The following is a 16,949-nucleotide window of genomic DNA, read 5'->3' on the forward strand; positions in this document are numbered from 1 at the left end:
CTCCACCCCACCACCCCGGAGGGGGTGAGGGTGTGGTTAGAGCGAACAACGCCAGAGTAGGAGGGCGAGTTGCGCCCGCTGGCGGCCGGCCGGCGACGCCAGGTCGATGTCGAGCTGCGTTCCGATGCGCCCGATGCGGCTCTGCAGACTGCTGTGATGGAAGTTCGTCGCGCGAGCGGCCTCCCTCAACGAACCCGAGTGCAGATAGGCGTCCAACAGTTCGAGCGCCAATTCGCCACCGGTCTCAGCTGCGATGCGGGCGATCGCAGACACGTCGTCGTCGGCGGCGATCGTGCCCGCGTCGATCCCGCCGAGGAGACGGAGCACCCCGACGGAACGGGCGTCCAGAGCGCGCGGCCAGGCTATTCCAGCCCCGGCGAACCGCAGCGTCTCGCGAGCGGCCGACCACGACCGGGGCGCGTCCAGAGTCTCCACGACAGGCCCTGCTCCAAGCCGGGCGGGAACGTCGATCGCCTCCAGGTCGGCCGGATGCGCACCGACCACGACGACCAGGGCGAGCCGGCGGGAGAGTTGCGCTGCGAACAGGCGGCGGGACCAGACCGCGCGCAGGTCGCGGACGACGGCCTCGACAGGGGTGCCATCATCCGGTTCGAGCGCGATGAGCTGAACGGTGCTCGACGGCTGAAGGCCGATCAGCTGGGCGGCGCGAGAACGTTCGGCCTCGGTGGCGCGATCGCTGATGAGGATCTGGGCGAGAGCGGGATCCGCGAAACCATTGGTCGCCTCGAGATCGGTGGCGGACCGCCTACGAAGAACGCTGGCGACCGTCAGGGCGAATCGTTCGATGATGAACTCGTCGAGATCGCGGGCCGCGCTCTCCCGTTCGAGCCACACCCGCCCCTCTTCCTCCCCGTCGAGGATCCGGACACCGCTGGTCTGCCCCCGAGGGCCGTGCAGGGGTTCGCCGTCGCGTGAGCAACGGACGAGCATCCCTCGGCCGCTCAGCTCGACCCCGGCGGTGCAGTCGGCGATGACGGCGGTAGCCCGCACGACGGCCTCGAGATCGGGGCTGTTCGTGCTCAGCTGGTCGAAGTAGGAGACAACACGAAGGGCGCGCTCACCAGCCGCGTCAACATTGACCAGCTTCAGCATCAGCCCTTGCATGCGGCAATGGTACGACCCCGTCGCGCCATTCGGCGCGCCAAATGGCGCGAAATCGGCTCGAACCCGCGCCGAATGGCGAGCCGTTGGCGCACACGTTCGCGAAACGATGTGCTGGTGACCCTTTCGGTACCGCTTCGCCTCGACCCCGAGCTCGCCGCGATCAGCGTCATGATCCCGGAATTCGATCTGCTGGATGACCTGCCCGAGGCACGACGGATCGAGGACGAACTCGCGGCGCAGGGCCGCAATCCGCTTGACGGCATCGTCATCGACGACATCCGCATCCAGCGACGCGACGGAGCCCGACTGCGCGTGCGGACCTATCGACCGCCCTCTTCCCGGGCGCTCCCCGCGATCCTCTACATCCACGGGGGTGCCTTCATGCTCGGCAGCGTCGCCACCGAAGACGAACGCTGCGAGTTCTACGCACGCGACGCCAACTGCGTGGTGATCGCACTGGACTACCGCCTCGCACCCGAGCACCCCTTCCCCGCCGCGTTCGATGACTGCGCCGATGTGCTCGACTGGATCTACCGCGAAGCCGGCTCGCTCGGAATCGACCCCCGGCGGATCGCGATCGGCGGCAACAGCGCCGGCGGAGCGCTCGCCGCGTCGACAGCACTCGCCGCTCGCGCCATCGACCGCCCTCCGCTCGTGCACCAATTGCTGGTCAATCCGGTGTTGGACTGCCGAAGCCGCACACCCTCGATCGCCCGATTCACCGAGACCCCGGTGTGGACCGGCGCGCACAATGTGCTGATGTGGGAGCGGTATCTCGGAGCCGCCGCCGGCAGCGCGGACCACCGCGCGTCGCCGTCGCTCGCCGACGACCTCGCCGGATTGCCGAGCGCTTCCTTCTGGATCGCCGAGTTCGACCCGCTCCGCGACGAGGACTACGACTACGCGCTGCGCCTGATGGCGGCCGGCGTTCAAGTCGACCTGACGCAGTACGCCGGCACCATCCACGGCTTCGACGGCTACCGCATGACCGGGGTGGGCCGTCGGGCGATGCGCGACCAGATCCGCGTGCTCCGCCGGGTCTTCCAGGGGTAGGCGCCAAACGGCGCCGAGCGGGCCGGAACACCCGACGAATGGCTGGTGCCCGCCGCCCGCCGTGCTTCTACCGTCGAAGAAGAGAAAGAAGCCGCACCGACGGTGACTCGAAGAGGAGTTGAACGTGCAGAACGCGCAGACAGACAACGGCACGGTCAAACCCGTCATGGATCCCGCCGTGCGGCTTTTCGTCGAGTCGGCGCGAGGCTCGCTCTTTCCCCCTCTCGCCGACCTCCCCGCTGGACGCCTGCGTGCCACGATCAACGCCGCCCTGCTGAGCCACGACATCGTGGGATACGTTCCCGAGCCCGTCTTCCGCGTCGAACGCGCCACATACACGGACGTTCCGGTGCGTGTCTACTTCCCATCCACCCCTCCGCAGAGCGTGGTCGTCTACTTCCACGGCGGCGGATTCGTGGCGGGCAGTCTCGACACCCACGACAAGACCACCCGCCGTGTCGCCAATGGGGCCGGTGCCGTCGTCGTCAGCGTCGACTACCGCCTCTCGCCGGAGTATCCGTTCCCGTTCCCGTTCGAGGATGCCCGCACCGCGACGAGGGAGGCCGCGCGACGTTATCCGCACCTGCCGCTCATCGTCATGGGGGACAGCGCCGGCGGCGCCCTCGCCGCATGCGTCGCCCAGTGGGCCCGCGACACCGGCCTGGTCGAGCTCGCGGGCCAGGTTCTGGCATACCCGGTCATCGACTTCGATCTCGGGACCCGGTCGATGCTCGACTACGGCACCGACTACCTTCTCACCCGTGACGACCTCGCCCTGTATCGACACCACTACCTCGACGGCACGGAGGGTGCACGCTACGCCCTCCCCGGCTCCCTGACCGATCTCAGCGGTCTCGCACCGGCCGCCGTCACCGTCGCCGGGTTCGATCCTCTCCACGACGAGGGCGTGCGGTACGCACGACGACTCTCCGATGCGGGCGTCCCCGTCGAACTCATCGAGAACGACGACCTCATCCACGGCTGGCTCGAGGTCGCCGACACGTTTCCCGCAGCCGCCGCCGCTCGCGATCGGCTCGTAGTGGCCGTACGTCGCCTCTCCACCGTCTTCCGTTGACCGAACACCCGCTCGAACCACACCTGAATCACACCCGAATCACACCAAGGAGAATCACAGTGTCACAGCGCACCTCTCACCCCGTCCGCACTGTCGCGGCCGCGGTCATGGCGTCGGCAGCCCTCATCGCCCTCGCCGGCTGCAACGCCATCACCAACGGCTCCACAGCCGACACCCCCAGCACCGGCGGTGCCCTCCGATCCATCCTGTTCGTGAACCCACTGCCCAACTACTCGCAGTGGAAGCTCATCGGCACGTGCATGGGCGAAGAGGCGCAGAAGAAGGGCGTGAAGTTCTCGCAGGTCGGCCCCTCCGGTAGCAGTGTCGACGCGAACTACATGGTCTCCCGCTATCAGCAGGGCATCGCGAACGGTGAGGGAGCGATCGCCACGTTCCCGCTGTCCGCCGAGCAGTTCTCGCCCCTGATCGACCAGGCCAAGAAGAAGGGGATCCTCACGGCGACCCTGTTCGGCGGCGGCTCCACCTCGGATCAGGATGTGGAAGTCGGCACCGACTACGCGACCTCGGCGACACAGGCGGTGGACTTCATCTCCAAGAATGCCGGAAGCGAGCAGGTCAAAGTCGGACTGATCGTGGGCGCCGCGACGCCCCCGCCGAAAGTCTGGTCCGATGCCTTCATCGCGGCCGCGGACAAGACCGACAATGTGAAGGTCGTCGACACCGGCATCGACAACGGCGACCCGACGAAAGACGTCGACCTGGCCGTGAACATGCTGACGGCCCACCCGGAGATCACCATGTTCGCCACGAACGAGGGCGCCGCCTCGGCCGGCATCAGTGCCGCCATCAAACAGAAGGGTCTCGTCGGCAAGGTGCACTTCGTCGGCAACGGTGCCGACGAGAGCGGGGTCCAGGCGCTGAAAGACGGCACCGCCGCATCTGTGCTCATGCAGGATCTCTGCGGTGCGGGCGAGGCGACAACCGATGCGCTCATCGCTCTGCACGAGGGCAAGAAGGTCGAACCCACGATCGGTGTCGACATCGTCTACGCGACGAAAGACACCTACAAGAAGTACCTCGACGGCGGGCGCTACCTGTGAGCGACACCACCGTGCCGGCATTGGAGCTGCGATCCGCCTCGAAGTCATTCGGGCGGGTCGCGGCCCTCCGCAACGCCAGCCTCTCTGCCTACCGCGGCCAGGTTCTCGGGATCGTCGGCGACAACGGCGCCGGAAAGTCGACGATGCTCAAGACCCTGAGCGGCATCCACTCGCCCGACTCCGGCTCCCTGCTGATCGACGGTCGCGACGTGGTCTTCAACAACCCCAAGGATGCCCGCGATGCCGGTATCGCGACCGTGCAGCAAGATCTGGCCCTGGTCGAAGTGCTCGACGTCGCGACGAACATGGCGCTCGGGAGCCTGCCGCGCAGAGGTCTGTTCGTCGATCGCGCGACGATGAACCAACAGGCGCGCCAGGTGCTCACCGACATCAAGGCGACCGTCGGGTCGGTGACGATGCCGGTGGGACTGCTCTCCGGCGGGCAGCGGCAGATCATCGCCATCGCACGAGCCGTGCGCCTCAACGCCGACATCGTGCTCCTCGACGAACCGACCGCCGCGCTCGGCGTGCGCGAGACCGCGCACGTGGGCGAGATCATCGACGAGCTCAAACGGCAGAACAAGGCGGTCGTGTGCATCAGTCACGACATGGAGTTCGTGTTCGAGCACAGCGACACCATCGCCGTGATGCGGCTCGGCCGGGTGGTGGCGATCCGTCCCGCCTCCGGTACGCCCCGCGAAGAGATCATCGGGCTCATCACCGGCGCCATCGCCGGAAACGCCCCCTACGACAGCGAGGGAACAGCATGACGCAGAACGTGGCGCAGGCCGCGCCTCAGGAGCGCACACAGGGAACGAGCGAACCCGGCCGGATCGCGCAGCTCGTGCGTCGCCAGGAGTTCACCCTCGTGCTGGTCGTGCTCGTGATCGGCATCATCGCGGCGATCCTCAACCCGGTCTTCATCAGCAGCAACAACCTGATCGAGCTGGCGCGAGCCACTGTGATCTACTTCATCATGGCGTGCGGCGCGACCCTCATCACGATCGGGGGCGGGCTGGACTTCTCGGTCGGCTCCGTGTTCACGCTCGGCGGCATCGCGACCGCCTGGGGAATGAGCATCGGGGTGCCCTGGCCCTTCGCCATCGTCATCGGGTTGCTCTCCGGCACGATCGCCGGGCTGGTCAACGCCCTCATCATCGAGAGGCTCGGCGTGCCGCCCATCATCACCACACTGGGCACCTTCTACATCATCTCCGGCCTCATCGTGGTGTTCTCGGGAGGCAACGACATCGTGGGGCTCTCCCCCACGTTCGAGCTGCTCGGTCAGGGATCGCTCTACGGCATCCCTCTGGTGGTGCTCTACGCGATCATCATTGGGGTCGTGTTCTGGATCCTCCTGGAGAAGACCCGATTCGGATACAACGTGCGCGCCATCGGAGGCAACCGTGCCGCAGCGGTCACCAACGGCATCTCGGCGACCTCCATCAACCGGTGGCTCTACGCCCTCGGCGGGCTGCTGGCCGCTCTCGCTGGGATCATCTACACGGCGCGCACCGGCAGCGGCCAGGTCAGCGCCGGCGGCGCCTCGGTGACGCTCGTCGTGACGAGCGCCGTCCTGATCGGCGGCACGAGCCTCTTCGGCGGCCTGGGGACCATCACCGGCACGGCGATCGGGGCTCTCCTGTTCGCCGAGATCGATAACGGGCTCGCGCTCTCCAACATCCCGCCGCTGTACCTCAACATCGTGATCGGCAGCATCCTGATCCTGGCCGTGGCCGCCGACTACGTGCGACGCAAGCGGCTGTATCGCCGCTGAGACCACGGAAGAGCATTCAATGACCACCGACGACAAGCAAGGAATCAGCGTGAGCGCCCGTCTCAACACCCGAACGCTCGACTCCCTCGCCGCCCGGGTCCGCGTTCCGGACTACGACCGTTCGTCTGTGCGAACCGGGATCGTCCACTTCGGCGTCGGCGGTTTCCATCGTTCGCACCAAGCGGTGGTCATCGACGATCTGCTCGCCCGCGGCGAACTCGATTGGGGGATCTGCGGGGTCGGCCTGCTGCCGGCCGACGCTGGGATGGCGCGCGCGCTGGCCGATCAGGACAACCTCTACACGCTCATCGAACGTGCGCCGGATGGGTCCGAGGCGGTGAGGGTGGTCGGCTCCATCGTCGACTACGCCTACGCACCAGACGACCCCGAGGCCGTACTCAACCGCCTCACCAGCCCGACGGTGCACATCGTCTCCCTCACGATCACCGAGGGCGGCTACTTCCTCGACCACCGCACGGGTGCGTTCGACCCTGACGCCGACGCGATCCGACGTGATGGCGCCTCGCCGTCACGTCCGTCGACCGCATTCGGGTTCATCGTCGAGGCCCTCCACCGCCGGCGGGAGCTCGGGATTCCCCCGTTCACCGTGATGTCCTGCGACAACATCCGGTCGAACGGCCGGGTCGCACGCGACGCCACCGTCGGGATGGCTCGGTCGCGATCCGAGAATCTCGCCGGCTGGATCGAAGAGAACGTCGCATTCCCGAACTCCATGGTCGATCGGATCACCCCGGTGACGACCGATGAGGATCGGGCGAGGCTGCGGGCCGAGGGGATCGAAGACCACCGGCCGGTGGTGTGCGAGCCCTTCTTCCAGTGGGTGCTCGAAGACGATTTCCGGTCGGGTCGCCCGCCCTACGAGCTCGCCGGAGTCGACGTCGTCACGGATGTGGCCCCCTACGAGCTCATGAAACTGCGACTCCTCAACGGAGCCCACCAGGTGCTCGCCTCCCTCGCCGCGGTGGCCGGACACACCTTCGTGCACGAAGCAGCCCAAGACGCTCCGTTCGCGAGCCTCCTGCAGAACTACTGGGCACAGGAGGCGATCCCCGGCCTCGACCCGCTCCCCGGAGTGGACTACGGCGACTACGCCCGCTCGCTCCTGGAGCGGTTCCGGAATCCGTTCATCGGCGACACGCTGGAACGCCTCGTGACCGACTCGACGAACCGCATCCCGGTCTTCCTCCTTCCTGTCGTCGCCGATCGGATGCGACGGAACCTGCCTTCGGAGGCGGCGACGCTGGCGATCGCCGGCTGGGCCCGGTATGCGGAGGGGGCCGACGATGACGGCCGGATCCTGCGCCTCCACGATGCCCGCGCAGACGATCTCCGCGAGCGCGCAGCGCGGTGGCCGAGCGACGTTGATGCCTTCATCGATAACCGCGACGTGTTCGGCGACCTCGCCGATGAGCCGGATTTTCGCCGCGACTACCGCGAAGCCTCCGACCGCATCCACCGGCTCGGAGCCCGCGCGGCGGTGATCGCCACCGTCGAGCGTCGGTGACCGCGGAGCCGGCGGCCGTGGGGGCCGACGTCTGCGGGGTCAGCCCGTCGGGCCGGGACCGGCCACGGACGCCGTCAGCGGCTCGCCGCCCGACCGGTTGGCGAAGCAGTAGTACGAGCGCTGGCCGTCTTTCCACTGCTTCTCGGTGGCCGGGTATGTTCCCTGCAGTTGGAGGTCGGGGTAGGCGGCCGCCGCATCCAAGTTGATGATGCCGGGCTTCGTGCAGAGCACGTTGATCTGCTGGGCGAGCGCGTCTGCGCCGGGATAGGGAGCGGCCGGATCGCTCGAGAACAGGTTCGTGTAGACCAGCTGCGCAGCGTGCGGGGTGGCGCAGTCGACGACGGTGAACGTCTCCGCCCAGGGCGAGGTGTACGGCTGCAGGCACTCGCCGCCGCCGAGGGTGCTCCACGCGAATGTACCGGCCGGTTTCGGACCGGCGGGCTTCGGCTGCACCGTGGGGGTCGGAGTGGGTGTCGGTGTCGGCGTCGTCTTCGCGGTCGCGCTGGAGCTCGGCGCCGGGCCGGCCGCGCCGAACAGCGACGGTAGCCGGGTACCCAGAGCGAACAGGGCGATCAGGACGAGCACCGCGGCAAGGCCTCCGGCAACGAAGAACAGCGTGCGGTTCGCTCGACCCGGCGCGGCGCCACCCCGGGGCGGACGGCCACCCCGGGCGGAACCGGTACCACTGGGGCCGTCGGGCGCGACAACGGCGGTCGGGACTGCGGCGGTCGGCGCAGCAGCACTGGGGGTCTGCGCGGGAGTGGCCTCGGGGAACAGGATGGTGTCGGCCGAGGGCGCCGGCGGAGCAGGAGCGGGGGCAGCGAACGCGGTGGTGTCGGCTTCTGACAGAGGGAGGAGCGTCGTTGCAGCGTCCGCTCCCGGGGTGGCCTCATCGGCGGCCTCGAAGGGTGCGAAGGGATCGAAGGGCTCGAAGGGCTCGCTCATTTCGGCGAGGCTCTCCGCGTCCAACGGCTGGGTGGCCGGCGAGGGAAGCGCCCCCATCAGCAGTGCCGCCGCCTCGAGCGGGGGGACAGCACCGGATGCGTTATCGCGGTGATCCTGAGGAACGGTCGGGGGCACCGGATCAGGGTCACCGTTTCGGCCGCTGAGCAGGGCCGCGATCTCGGATGTGTCGAGCTTCGCCGTCGGGGTGTCCGCTGCGGTCGCCCGCGCTACGTCATCGGCCGGGTCGGTGATCGGCGCGACGACCGGAGGGACCGCCGTGGGCGGGGTCGGGACCGCGGACGGGGTCAGCGCCTCGGGTGCCGGCAGAGCGCCAGGCTCTTCCGCGTCGGCGGGTTTCGGCGCGGGTAGCACTCCCGGAAGAACGATGATCCCTGTCGTATCACCGATCACCGACCGGCTTGTCTTCTCGGGGAGGGCTCGGATTCGTCCTCGAACAGGCCGAGAAGCGCGGCGAGGCCGTGACCTTCGTCCGCATCGGCATCGTCCGCGACAGCCGGTTCGGCAACAGCCGGTTCGGCAGCGGCCGGTTCGGCGGTTTCAGGTACCGCGGCGGTCGGTTCGGCGCGCTCGGGGGCGACGGGTGTCGCATCCGGAATCGCACTATCGGGGGCGGCGACCGGCGCCGGCGGCGGTGTCAGGACGATCGGGGGCTCGACGGTACTCGGTGCGGGGGCGGCCGACGGAACAGCCGGCCCGCCTGCGTGCGCGGGGCCCGGTGACCCGCCCTCGCGAGCCGGGGGGATCGCCTCCACCGGCCGGGTGAAGAAGCTCGGCTCGGAGACCGGTTCCGGGGCGGCGGGGGCTTCGTCGCCGGGTGCCGGGGCGGCGGTCGCAAAAGGGTTCCAGGACGACGGGACGGTGGCCTGCTCCTGCTCCTGCTCCTCGCCCGCGGATTCGGGTGCATCGTTCTCGGGCGGAACGGCAGCGTTCCACGAGGGCGGAACGGGCATCCGCAGAGCCGCGGCGAAACTCGGCGGTTCGAAGCGCGGCGGCTCCGGCGCGGCAGTCGGCTCTACTGGAGCAGGGGACGCGCCGGCGGGCGCCGGCTCGAATGCGGGCGGCTCGAATGCAGGCAGCTCAGCGGGAGCCGACTCGACGGGAGCCGACTCGACGGGCGCAGGCTCGACCGACACGGGTTCAACAGGCGGCTCGACCGGCGCGGGCTCGACGGCGGCCGGAACCGGCGGCGCCGGGAAGACCGCGGTGGGTGGCGCCACCGCATCCTCCGTCTCGGCACCGTTCGGGGTCTCGTCAACAGCAGCGGAAGCGGCCACCCGCGGATCGCTGCCGACACCCGGGGTCAGGTTCCAGACGAAGGGCGCGGCCGGCGCCTCGTCGGGCGACTCCGATGCCGGGCGCGCGGAATCGGAGGAGGGCGTGACGTGGTCGCCCGCGGAGGGAACCGCGGGCACGATCGGAGCCTGCAGCGCGACCCCGGGGGCGAGCGGCGGCTCGTCGGGTTCCCCCGGCGAGCGCAGGAAAAGCTCGAACGTGTCCTCTGGGCGGCTGAACTGCGGGTCGAATGCGGGAACAGCCTGTTCGGTCGGCGCCGACTCCTCCGGAACCGACTCCTCCGGAACCGACTCGACGGGCGGTTGCGCGGCGGGCGGCACGACCGGTTCGGGCGACACGACCGGTTCGGGCGACACGACCGGTTCGGGCGGCACGACCGGTTCGGGCGGCACGACCGGTTCGGGCGCATCCGGTGCCTTGTCATCCGCCCCCGCGACCACGCGCCCGCCCGTCAGCTGCTGGAGCAGCCATTCGGAGCTGCCGAACTCAGGCTCCGGCGCGCCGGCGTCGCCGTCGGCCGTCGGGTCGCCGTCGTTCCCGCCGCGGTGGTCGGCCACTATTCGAGCCCCAGATCCTCGAGACCGATGGCGGCGAAGTAGGGGAATCCGGCCTCTTCGATGATCTCGCGGGCACCGGTATTGCGATCGACGACGACGGCGACGCCGACGACGATGGCACCGACCTTCTTGAGCGCCTCGATCGCTTTCAGCGGCGAGCCGCCGGTGGTCGAGGTGTCTTCGAGCACGATCACGCGCTTGCCCTGGAGGTCGGGGCCCTCCACCTGCTTGCCGCGCCCGTGGTCCTTGGGCTCCTTGCGCACCACGAACGCGTCGTACGCGAGACCGCGCGCGGCGCCCTGATGCAGAATCGCCGCGGCCACCGGGTCGGCTCCCATCGTCATGCCGCCGACGGCGACGACATCCGGAACCTCGCCGATCAGATCGAGCATCACCTGGCCGATGAGCGGTGCGACGCGGTGGTCGAGACTCACCTTGCGCAGATCGACGTAGTAGGTCGCCTTCTTCCCGCTGGTCAACGTGAAGTCGCCGTGGAACACGGCGTCGGCCGAGATGTAGTCGATGAGCTGCTGTCTTGCGTCGGTCACGTCCCCGATTCTAGAGGGCAACCGGAAGGATACGCCTCCCCTGCAAGACAAGCGGAGTCCCCGCCCTCCACAGGTTCCCGCCCCGGCTGGAGACCGGTCGGTGGCGGCCGATACCATCGGGGCATGCGCGTTGCGACCTGGAATGTGAACTCGATCCGCACCCGAGTGGGGCGGGTCGTCGACTGGATGGTGCGAGAAGACATCGATGTCCTCGCCATGCAGGAGATCAAGTGCAAGCCGGAGCAGTTCCCCGCGCAGGCCTTCGACGACGCCGGCTACGACCTCGCCATCCACGGGCTCAACCAGTGGAACGGCGTCGCCATCGCCAGCCGGCTCCCGCTGGAAGACGTCGAAGTCGGCTTCCCCGATATGCCCGGGTTCCTGAAAGGGCACGACGGTCCCGACCTGCCCCAGGAGGCGCGGGCGATCGGCGCGACGGTAGACGGCATCCGGGTGTGGAGCCTCTACGTGCCGAACGGCCGAGCCCTCGACGATCCGCACTACCACTACAAACTCGACTGGCTGGCCACGCTGGCGGCAGACACCCAGCGCTGGCTCGCAGAGAAGCCCGATCTTCCGCTGGCGCTCATGGGTGACTGGAACGTGGCGCCGCTCGACTCCGATGTGGGCGACCCGACCATCGTCCAAGGCGTCTCCACCCATGTCTCACCGGCCGAACGCAGCGCATTCAGCGCGTTCGAGAAGGTCGGCCTCACCGACGTCGTGCGACCCCTCGTTCCCGACGGGTACACCTATTGGGACTACAAACAGCTGCGGTTCCCCCGCAACGAGGGCATGCGTATCGACTTCATCCTCGGCTCGAAGCCGTTCGCCGACCTCGTCACCGGAGCGAGCATTCATCGCAATGAGCGCAAAGGCGACGCCCCGAGCGATCACGTTCCGGTCGTCGTCGATCTCGATCTCGCTGCCGACGAAGACGACGACGATCGGCCGATGATCTTCGGCTGACATCGCCTTCCTGCGCGATCACGCAACCGTTCAGCCAACGCCCACCGGCGCGCCCAACACAACTTTCGTTACGTAACATTTCCTTTCTCTCAGCAACGGCCGCCGCGGGCCGGTAGCTTCGGAGGTCCGGCACCCCCAACCGTCTGCCCGACTCCGGAGCGAGAACCATGTCGTCACCGTCAGCCTTCCCCGTCGAATTCGTCGACGTCGGGCGCACCTTCGTCGTGCAGAAGAGCCGCCGGAACCGCGACGCCGTCGCATCCGATGCCGGTGGTCGCCGGCCCGTGCTGCGCGATGTCTCGCTCGACGTGCAGGCCGGCGAGGTCGTGGCCATCCTCGGCGCGAGCGGATGCGGGAAGTCAACGCTGCTGCGCATCGCGGGCGGCCTCGACACCCCCACAGCGGGGTCCGCCCGCATCGACGGAACCACGGTGACCGGTGTCGACGCGCGCTGCGCCGTCGGGTTCCAAGAACCGCGCCTGCTCCCCTGGAGGACACTCGCGGCCAACGTCGCCCTCGGCCTCCCGCGCGGACTCGGCCGTCGCGAGGGCGCCGACCGCGTCGCTCGGCTGCTCGACCTCGTCGCCCTCTCGTCGTCGGCGGCGCTGCGCCCCCGCGAAGTGTCCGGCGGGATGGCCCAACGCGCCTCCCTGGCCCGTGCCCTGGCCCGCAATCCGGGCGTGCTCCTGCTCGACGAGCCCTTCGGCGCCCTGGATGCGCTCACCCGCCTCAAAATGCAAGACCTCCTGCTCGACGTTCACCGCGCCGCGCCCACGACGATCCTCCTCGTCACCCACGACGTGGACGAGGCTCTTCAGCTCGCCGACCGCATCATCCTGCTGGGCGCCGAGGAGGGACGACCCGGCGCGACGATCCAGCGCGTCGTCACCGTGCCGGGCAGTCGACCGCGCGACCGGGGTTCGGCCGAACTCGCACAGTTGCGGGCCGAACTCCTCGACGGCCTCGGCATCGACCGCCACGGCCACGCACACGGCGTCTCGGTCTCCTCCACGATTCCTGCCTTCCCCTACTAATCCACAGCTTCGTCAGCGGCCGGGCTTCGGGCCCGGCCGACGGCGAGGCTGGAATCACCACAGCACACCGACCACAGCATCTCTGAGAGGCACCATGCGTAAACCCACACTCGTCACCGCCGCCATCGCGATCGCCGCAGCCGCCGGCCTGATGCTCTCCGGCTGCGTCGCCGGAGAGGGAGCCGACGCGGCCGGCAGCTCGTCCGGCGTCACGAAAGGCGGAACGCTCAACATCGACTTCGCGACCTACAACCCGCTGAGTCTCGTCATCAAGAAAGAGGGCTGGCTCGAGAAGGCGCTCAAGAAGCAGGACATCACGGTCAACTGGGTGCAGTCCGCCGGCTCGAACAAGGCGAACGAGGCACTGCGCTCCGGGGCGATCGACGTCGGCTCCACGGCCGGCTCGGCCGCTCTGCTCGCCCGCTCGAACGGTTCACCGATCCAGGCCATCGACATCTTCTCCCAGCCCGAGTGGTCGGCGATCGTAGTCGGCGCGAACTCGCCCATCACCTCGGTGAAGCAGCTCAAGGGCAAGCAGATCGCCGCCACCAAGGGAACCGACCCCTACTTCTTCCTGCTGCAGGCGCTCGAAGCCAACGGTCTGTCGGCCGACGATGTCACCATCCAGAACCTGCAGCACGCCGACGGGTGGGCCGCACTTCAGAACGGCTCGGTGGATGCGTGGAGCGGCCTCGACCCGATCATGGCGAACGCCGAGAAGAGCGGCGCGAAGCTCATCTACCGCAACGTGGCCTTCAACACCTACGGCTTCTTGAACGCCACCGAGTCCTTCCTCAAGGCGAAGCCCGATGTGGCACAGACCGTGGTGAACACATATGAGTATGCCCGCGCCTGGGCTCAGAAGCACCCCGACCAGACTGCGACGATCCTCTCCGACGTCGCCGGCATCGATCCGGCAGTGGCCTCCACGGTCATCTCCGAGCGCACCAACCTCGACGTCTCGCCGATCCCCGGCGAAGCCCAGCTCGCGGTGCTCAAGAAGGTCGGGCCGATCTTCGTGGCCTCGGGCGACGTGAAGACCCAGTCAGACATCGACACCGCACTGAAGACGCTGCTCAACCCGACCTTCGTCAAGAAGGCCGACCCGAGCGCCATCGGAGGCTGACCGGTACATGAGCTCACAGAACGCACCGGAGGGCGACGGCCCGCTGATCGTGGTCGGCGGGCCTGGGCTCGACTTCGGCTCGGCGATGTCGGTGGCGGGCGAGCGACCCCGTTCGGCAGCGCCGTCGCGCGACGGCCGCATCCCGTTCCTGTCGCGGCGCTGGGTGCGGATCGTCGGCGGCTTCGTGCTGCCGCTGGTCCTGCTCGCCACCTGGCAGATCGCCTCCACCTCCGGTGCGTTCACCGCCTCCCAGCTGCCATCGCCGCAGATGGTGGTCGAGGCGGCCGTCGACCTGGCCCAGAGGGGCCTGCTCGGCCTCTACATCGCCATCTCGACGCAGCGGGTGCTCATCGGTTTCCTCTGCGGCGCCGCGCTCGGGCTCCTCTTCGGTGCGCTCGTCGGCCTGTCCCGCCTGTCAGACATCCTGTTCAGCCCGACGCTGAGCGCTGTTCGAGCCGTGCCCTCGCTCGCCTGGGTGCCGCTCCTGATCCTCTGGTTCAAGATCGGCGAAGACTCCAAAGTGATCCTGATCGCCATCGGCGCGTTCTTCCCCGTCTACACGATGGTCGCGGCCGCACTGAAACACGTCGACCGCCACCTCATCGAGGCCGGGCGGGCGTTCGGGCTGAACGGAGTGCGCCTCTTCACCACCGTGCAGCTGCCCGCGGTGCTCCCGTCGGTCATCTCCGGCCTGCGGCTCGCCCTCGCCCAATCGTGGCTGTTCCTGGTGGCCGCCGAGCTCATCGCCTCGTCGATGGGCCTCGGATTCCTGCTCAGCGACTCCTCGAACAACGGCCGCACCGACCGGCTCTTCCTCGCGATCATCCTGCTGGCCGTGCTGGGCAAGCTCACCGACTCGTTGCTCGGCCTGTTCGAACGCTGGTCGGCCCGCCGCTGGGGATAGCGCCCGGAACGAACCGGCGGCGAGTCACCGGCACGGCGACTCAGCGCTGGCGGCCGGTGAAGTCGTCCATCGAGTTGTAGACGCCGAAGACCCGGTCGGCGAGCACATCCCAGGCCCGAGTGGGCAGAATGCCTTTCAGGGTCTTGGCCAGTGCGACCGACCAGGGGAGCATCAGCATCGGGCGGCCGGCGAGCATGGCCCGCCAGACCCTGTCGACCACCCGCTCCGGAGCAAGCACCGGTGTGAGCAGCGGACCGCGGGCGCCCTCGAACATCCCCGTATCGATATAGCTCGGCACCACCGTCGTGACACGAACATGACCGAAGCCCTGCTGCACCAGCTCGATCCGCAGGCTGTCGCTCCACCCGATCACCGCCCATTTGGAGGCGGCGTAGACGCTCATCCGAGGGTTGGCGACCGTACCGGCCGCCGAGGCGATATTGACGACACGGGCCTCCCGGGCGCTCTCGATCATGCCGGGCAGGAACTCCCGGGTGATGTACATCGGCGCGAGCGCGTTGACCTGCATCGTCGGCCGGGTGTCCTCGCCGTTGTCGTGCTCCCAGAAGTATTTGCCCCGAACGATACCGGCGTTGTTGATGAGCACATCCACACCGCCGATCTCTTTGCGAACAGCCTGAGCCGTCTGGGCGATCGCCCCCAGCTCGCCGAGATCGAGCACGAAGGGATGCACGGTCGTCGCGGGACGGCCGGCGGCCGAACTCGGCGAACGATCAGGGGCACCCCAGGCCGTGACCTCCCGGTCATCCATCACGATCGATCGCAGCCCGGCGACCACCTCGCGCAGTGCCTCCTCGTCGCGATCCCACACGACGACGGCCCGCGCACCCTCCCGCACCGCGCGCTCGGCGTAGAGCCTCCCCATGCCCGCCGCCGCGCCCGTGATCAGCACCCGCGCGCCCCGCACCGTTCTCGTCATGTGTCCATCATCGCAACCCCACCCGGAATCCGCGTTCGCGGTCTGGGCTCAGCGGCGACGACGGTACTCGGCGCGCTCCTCAGTGGTGAGGTGCTCGGTGGCGTAGCTCAGCATCGTGCGGGGCATGGCGGCGGCATTGGCGTCGAGAAAGGCGAGCAGCTCAGACCGGTCGACGCGTTTGCCCACCTCGCGCAACATCCACCCCACCGCCTTGTGCATGAGGTCTTCAGGGTCGCCGAGCAGGCGTTCTGCGAGGGCGAGGGTGGTGGAGGCGTCGCCGTGCTTGATGAACGCGAACGAGGAGAGCACCGCCACCCGACGCTGCCAGAGGTCGCCGCTCGATGCCAGCTCGAACAACAGGTCGCGCGGCCGCTGCCAGAGATACTCGCCGAGAACGAACTCCGCCGAAGCGTCGACCAGATCCCAGTTGTTCACGCATCCACGGCGCACGGCATCCAGATAGAAGTCGGCCAGCCCGTCGACCGCGGCTGTCGCGGTGGCCACCATGGACACACCTCGCGCGGGCCGATTCGCCACCTCGAACAGCCGATTCAGAATGATGAGGCCGGCCAGGCGATGCTCGTGCACCCCGCTGTCGAGCAGCAGCCGGATCTGAGCGAGCTCGAGGCCGGCGAACCGCTTCGCGATCACGCGGGTACGCGGCACTCGCACGCCGATGAAGACGTCACCCTCGCCGTACTGCCCGGGGCCGGTCTTGAAGAAGCGCTGCAAAAAGAGGGCGTCATCGGCGTCGGCCTCCTCGGCGAGCGCGCTCATCACTTCGGCGGCGGTGCCGGCGGGGGCTGGTTCGGCAGCGGTCATGCGGCGAGCCTAGCGGCGCCACGCCCCTCCACAGGAGACGGATTCACGCGTCTCTGCACAGATCGACGAAACAATAGCGCGCGTTTCGATCGATCACGCAAGAATTCCCTCTAGCGAGCAAGAAAAATTCGAAAGGTTCTCGTTAGGCTCGAAGAGGGTGCGCGACGTGCGCCC

16 protein-coding genes are annotated in these 16,949 nt (G+C 68.5%); 10 read left to right on the forward strand and 6 right to left on the reverse strand.

Features of this window, described 5'->3' with window-relative positions:
* Positions 1 to 36: 36 nt before the first annotated feature.
* Entirely contained in the window at positions 37 to 1,125 is a 1,089-nt protein-coding gene (locus K5L49_RS10725; RefSeq protein WP_223692635.1) for a PucR family transcriptional regulator, read from the reverse strand.
* A gap of 114 nt (positions 1,126 to 1,239) precedes the next feature.
* Here K5L49_RS10725 and K5L49_RS10730 point away from each other — a divergent pair, with 114 nt between their 5' ends.
* From K5L49_RS10730 to K5L49_RS10755, 6 genes are all read left to right on the forward strand, one after another.
* Positions 1,240 to 2,178: an alpha/beta hydrolase gene (locus tag K5L49_RS10730; RefSeq protein WP_223692637.1), complete on the forward strand. Its 939-nt coding sequence runs from the start codon at positions 1,240 to 1,242 to the stop codon at positions 2,176 to 2,178.
* A 124-nt stretch (positions 2,179 to 2,302) separates the two neighbouring features.
* A complete protein-coding gene (locus tag K5L49_RS10735; protein ID WP_223692638.1) occupies positions 2,303 to 3,253 on the forward strand; it encodes an alpha/beta hydrolase in 951 nt (316 codons plus the stop codon).
* A 59-nt stretch (positions 3,254 to 3,312) separates the two neighbouring features.
* Positions 3,313 to 4,314 (forward strand): sugar ABC transporter substrate-binding protein, encoded by a 1,002-nt coding sequence (locus K5L49_RS10740; protein ID WP_223692639.1) that lies wholly within the window; start codon positions 3,313 to 3,315, stop codon positions 4,312 to 4,314.
* Entirely contained in the window at positions 4,311 to 5,084 is a 774-nt protein-coding gene (locus tag K5L49_RS10745) for an ATP-binding cassette domain-containing protein (protein ID WP_223692640.1), read from the forward strand. Before K5L49_RS10740 ends, K5L49_RS10745 begins: the two co-directional genes overlap by 4 nt.
* Positions 5,081 to 6,091, forward strand: coding sequence for an ABC transporter permease (locus tag K5L49_RS10750; RefSeq protein WP_223692641.1), 1,011 nt, complete (start codon positions 5,081 to 5,083; stop codon positions 6,089 to 6,091). The genes K5L49_RS10745 and K5L49_RS10750 overlap by 4 nt, the downstream gene beginning before the upstream one ends.
* A 19-nt stretch (positions 6,092 to 6,110) precedes the next feature.
* Complete coding sequence (locus tag K5L49_RS10755) at positions 6,111 to 7,616, forward strand: mannitol dehydrogenase family protein (protein ID WP_223692642.1); 1,506 nt, start codon at positions 6,111 to 6,113, stop codon at positions 7,614 to 7,616.
* A gap of 39 nt (positions 7,617 to 7,655) precedes the next feature.
* Here K5L49_RS10755 and K5L49_RS10760 read toward each other — a convergent pair whose 3' ends face one another.
* Genes K5L49_RS10760 through pyrE form a run of 3 tightly spaced genes read right to left on the reverse strand, consistent with a single transcriptional unit; the run spans position 7,656 to position 10,980 of the window.
* Entirely contained in the window at positions 7,656 to 8,972 is a 1,317-nt protein-coding gene (locus tag K5L49_RS10760) for a septum formation family protein (RefSeq protein WP_223692643.1), read from the reverse strand.
* Positions 8,969 to 10,432, reverse strand: a complete 1,464-nt coding sequence (locus K5L49_RS10765) for a hypothetical protein (protein ID WP_223692645.1) — start codon at positions 10,430 to 10,432, stop codon at positions 8,969 to 8,971. The genes K5L49_RS10760 and K5L49_RS10765 overlap by 4 nt, the downstream gene beginning before the upstream one ends.
* Positions 10,432 to 10,980, reverse strand: coding sequence for an orotate phosphoribosyltransferase (gene pyrE, locus K5L49_RS10770; RefSeq protein WP_223692647.1), 549 nt, complete (start codon positions 10,978 to 10,980; stop codon positions 10,432 to 10,434). Before pyrE ends, K5L49_RS10765 begins: the two co-directional genes overlap by 1 nt.
* A gap of 123 nt (positions 10,981 to 11,103) precedes the next feature.
* On the opposite strand from pyrE, the gene K5L49_RS10775 reads away from it, so the two are divergent.
* The 4 genes from K5L49_RS10775 to K5L49_RS10790 all read left to right on the forward strand — a co-directional run bounded on the left by K5L49_RS10775 (position 11,104) and on the right by K5L49_RS10790 (position 15,013).
* Entirely contained in the window at positions 11,104 to 11,949 is an 846-nt protein-coding gene (locus K5L49_RS10775) for an exodeoxyribonuclease III (RefSeq protein ID WP_223692648.1), read from the forward strand.
* 167 nt (positions 11,950 to 12,116) lie between these two features.
* Positions 12,117 to 12,983 carry an ABC transporter ATP-binding protein gene (locus K5L49_RS10780; RefSeq protein ID WP_223692650.1) on the forward strand — a complete coding sequence of 289 codons (867 nt, stop codon included), beginning with the start codon at positions 12,117 to 12,119 and terminating at the stop codon, positions 12,981 to 12,983.
* Between the two features lie 94 nt (positions 12,984 to 13,077).
* Positions 13,078 to 14,109, forward strand: a complete 1,032-nt coding sequence (locus tag K5L49_RS10785) for an aliphatic sulfonate ABC transporter substrate-binding protein (protein WP_223692651.1) — start codon at positions 13,078 to 13,080, stop codon at positions 14,107 to 14,109.
* 85 nt (positions 14,110 to 14,194) lie between these two features.
* Positions 14,195 to 15,013 carry an ABC transporter permease gene (locus K5L49_RS10790; protein ID WP_223695285.1) on the forward strand — a complete coding sequence of 273 codons (819 nt, stop codon included), beginning with the start codon at positions 14,195 to 14,197 and terminating at the stop codon, positions 15,011 to 15,013.
* A gap of 40 nt (positions 15,014 to 15,053) precedes the next feature.
* On the opposite strand, the gene K5L49_RS10795 is transcribed toward K5L49_RS10790, so the two are convergent.
* Both K5L49_RS10795 and K5L49_RS10800 read right to left on the reverse strand, forming a co-directional pair.
* Positions 15,054 to 15,953: an SDR family NAD(P)-dependent oxidoreductase gene (locus K5L49_RS10795; RefSeq protein ID WP_223692653.1), complete on the reverse strand. Its 900-nt coding sequence runs from the start codon at positions 15,951 to 15,953 to the stop codon at positions 15,054 to 15,056.
* Between the two features lie 48 nt (positions 15,954 to 16,001).
* The gene (locus K5L49_RS10800; RefSeq protein WP_223692655.1) at positions 16,002 to 16,775 is read right to left on the reverse strand and encodes a DNA alkylation repair protein; all 774 of its coding nucleotides are present in this window, start codon (positions 16,773 to 16,775) and stop codon (positions 16,002 to 16,004) included.
* Positions 16,776 to 16,949 lie beyond the last annotated feature (174 nt).

Source organism: Leifsonia poae (assembly GCF_020009625.1).
Classification (GTDB): domain Bacteria; phylum Actinomycetota; class Actinomycetes; order Actinomycetales; family Microbacteriaceae; genus Leifsonia; species Leifsonia poae_A.